The 2937-nt window shown below is 70.9% G+C and carries 3 protein-coding genes; 2 read left to right on the forward strand and 1 reads right to left on the reverse strand.

What is annotated here, in order from left to right:
• Positions 1–90: 90 nt before the first annotated feature.
• Positions 91–720, forward strand: a complete 630-nt coding sequence (locus ABEA26_RS34680) for a TetR/AcrR family transcriptional regulator (protein WP_345597883.1) — start codon at positions 91–93, stop codon at positions 718–720.
• Between the two features lie 18 nt (positions 721–738).
• On the opposite strand, the gene ABEA26_RS34685 is transcribed toward ABEA26_RS34680, so the two are convergent.
• A complete protein-coding gene (locus tag ABEA26_RS34685) occupies positions 739–1749 on the reverse strand; it encodes an SGNH/GDSL hydrolase family protein (RefSeq protein ID WP_345597885.1) in 1011 nt (336 codons plus the stop codon).
• Between the two features lie 216 nt (positions 1750–1965).
• On the opposite strand from ABEA26_RS34685, the gene ABEA26_RS34690 reads away from it, so the two are divergent.
• A partial coding sequence (locus ABEA26_RS34690) for a glycoside hydrolase family 3 N-terminal domain-containing protein (protein ID WP_345597887.1) occupies positions 1966–2937 on the forward strand: 972 nt, incomplete at its 3' end.

The raw sequence follows: 2937 nt of genomic DNA on the forward strand, positions 1-2937 counted from the left end.
GTTGGTAGGTTTTCTGGCGAGGACATTACCGCGTGGTAGTTTCCGTCACGTTGCGTGCCCGCCGACCTCGCCTTCCGAGGAGACCGTCCCTTGAGCCAGGCGCCCAGAACGAAGGGCGAGCGCACTCGTGCCCGCATCCTCGACTCCGCGACCGAGCTGTTCTCCCGCTCGGGGTACAACTCCGTGTCCCTGCGGGAGATCGCCGCTCACGCCGGCCTGACCCACGCCGGTCTCCTGCACCATTTCCCGGGCAAGGAGCCGCTTCTGCTGGAGGTGCTCAGCCGGCGTGACGAGGACGACGCCGCGTCCCTGTTCCCGGGCCTGCTCGGCAGTGACCCCGCTCCGCCGGTCGCGGCGGCGGGGCCCTCCGCGGCAGAGCGGTTGAACCGGCTTGTCGCCGTGGTGGGTCGGAACAGTCGGACGCCCGGCCTCGTCGCGCTCTATGCGAAGCTCTCCGCCGAGGCGTCCGAGCCGGGTCACCCCGCGCGTACCTACTTCGTCAGGCGCTACCAGCTGCTGCGCGCCGAGATCGGTGCGCTGCTCGGCGAGCTGTTCGAGTCGTACGAGCCTTCGGTGGCGGCCGATCCGGACGCCGTCGCCCAGCAGTTGCTGGCCCTGATGGACGGTCTGCAGACGCAGTGGCTGCTGGAGCCGGCCGCGGTGCCGATGGAGGAGCGGGTGTGGGAGTTCCTCGGGAGTCACGGCCTTCACCGGCCGTAGTCCCCGGGCCCGGGACGGTCAGTCACTGAGTGCCGCGACGATGGTCTCGGCCGTGCTCCGGTGGCCCGCCGCGTTGGGGTGGAAGCCGGCCCCGGCCTCCGTCTCCGTCGGCTCGAGCCAGCGGACCCCCGGCGGCTTGCAGGCGTCGTGACCGACCGAGGGGCTGTAGGTGTCGATGAACGTGGCGCCGTGGGCGGCGGCCTGCTGGGCCAGCATGGTGTTCAGCTGCCTGGTCTTGTCGCGCAGCCACGCGAAGTCACCCACGGCGAGAGGGATCGTCTCGCGGCACGCCGAGCCGTCGTCGGGGACGATCGCCGGGTAGCCGACGACGAGCACCTCCGCCTGCGCCGACTTGGAGCGGACCGCTCGGAGTGCGCCGGCGACCTTCGGAGCCGTGGTGTTGATGCGGGAGCCGATCTCGTCCCTACCGAACAGGGTGAAGCTGTTCTTGCAGGGTGAGCCCTGTGGGTTGAGGTGGGCCAGCAGGACGCACCGTCCGATGATGCCGGCGAGGTCGAGGTCGTTGCCGCCGATGCCCACGGTGACCACGGAGGTGTCCGGGCGGACCGCGTCGATCTGGGGTGCGGCGGTGTTCTGGACCTCCGTCAGATGGCGGGTCTCGGCGCCCGCACATGTCACGTCGGTCGATTCCCGGGCGCCGACGGCCCCGGCGACGAGTGTGGGGTAGTTGTGGTCGGACCGGCCGCAGATGGCGTCCGTCCGGTCGGGGATGCCGAGGCCGGAGCTGAACGAGTCGCCCAGAGCGGCGTAGTGGCCGATCCGCGGGGTGACGGCGCGGGCCGCCTCGGCCGGGCGGTCGTGCCCGTCGTCGTGCCCACCGTTGTGTCCACCGGCCTGGTCGGCGCTGATGGGCGGTGCGGTGGCGGGCAGCGCCGTGACGGGCAGTGCGGTGGCGGGCAGTGCGGTGGCGGCGAGCATGGCTCCGGCGCAGACGGTGATGAGCGTCGCACGGCGCCGACGCGGGGGAGTGGCGGGTGCGGGGTGATCGTGGGCAGGGCGCAGCGTCATCGCTGTACCTCTTCTCGTGATGATGGCGGCCGATCCGGCGCGAAAACCGTAAAGCGATCGGTTTCCGGCCGTCAATGGATCGCGCACGGCGGAAACAGGGTGGCCCGGTGAGTGCGACGTCCCTCCGCGCGGCAGCCTCGACTTCCAAAACCGATCACTATATGGTTTTGATGTGGCGGCAGAGTGCCGTCTCGCCGAACGACCGGGGCAGACTCCATGACCCAGCAGACTCGAACCCCCTCGGCGGGGGAGACCGCGATCGGGACAGGTCCTCTGACGATCGCCCAGAAAGCCGCTCTGACCAGCGGTGCGGGTGACTTCGTCACCGAAGGGGTGGGAGGCGTTCCCGCGCTCTGCCTGTCGGACGGGCCCCATGGCCTGCGACTTCCCAAGGACGAGGGCGACGGCGGCCAGCTCGACCTGCGCAGCGCAGCACCCACCACCTGCTTCCCGCCGGCCGTCGCGCTCGGCAGCAGCTGGGACCGCGATCTCGCCCGGCGGGTCGCCACCGCCATCGCCGCCGAGGCCCGGACCCACGCCGTCCATGTGGTGCTCGGTCCGGGCATCAACATCAAGCGCTCGCCGCTGTGCGGCCGCAACTTCGAGTACTTCTCCGAAGACCCCCTCCTGACGGCCGAACTCGGCGGTGCCATGGTCCGAGGACTCCAGGATGCGGGAGTCGGGGCCGCGTTGAAGCACTACGCGGCCAACAACCAGGAGACCGACCGCATGCGGGTGAGCGCGGACATCGACGAGCGCCCGCTGCGCGAGATCTACCTGCGCGCGTTCGAACGCATCGTCCGCCGTGATCGCCCGTGGTCCGTCATGGCCTCCTACAACGCGCTCAACGGCGTGCCGCTCAGCGAGAACCGCCGTCTGCTGACCGACATCCTGCGCACCGAGTGGGGATTCGACGGCGTCGTGATGTCCGACTGGGGCGCCGTACGTGATCGGGTCGCCGCGCTGCGTGCCGGGCTGGACCTCCAGATGCCGGGTACCGGCGGACGTACCGACCGCGAGGTCGTCGCCGCGGTCGAGAACGGCGAGTTGGCCGAGGCGGACCTGGACGCGTCGGTGAAGAGGCTCGCCCTGCTGGCCCGCAGGGCGACGGCCGGCGCCGTGAAGGCCGACGGCGTGAAGGCCGACGGCGTGAAGGCCGACGGCGTGAAGGCCGACGGCGTGAAGGCC

The organism is Streptomyces marokkonensis (assembly GCF_039539045.1).
In the GTDB taxonomy this organism is placed as follows: domain Bacteria; phylum Actinomycetota; class Actinomycetes; order Streptomycetales; family Streptomycetaceae; genus Streptomyces; species Streptomyces marokkonensis.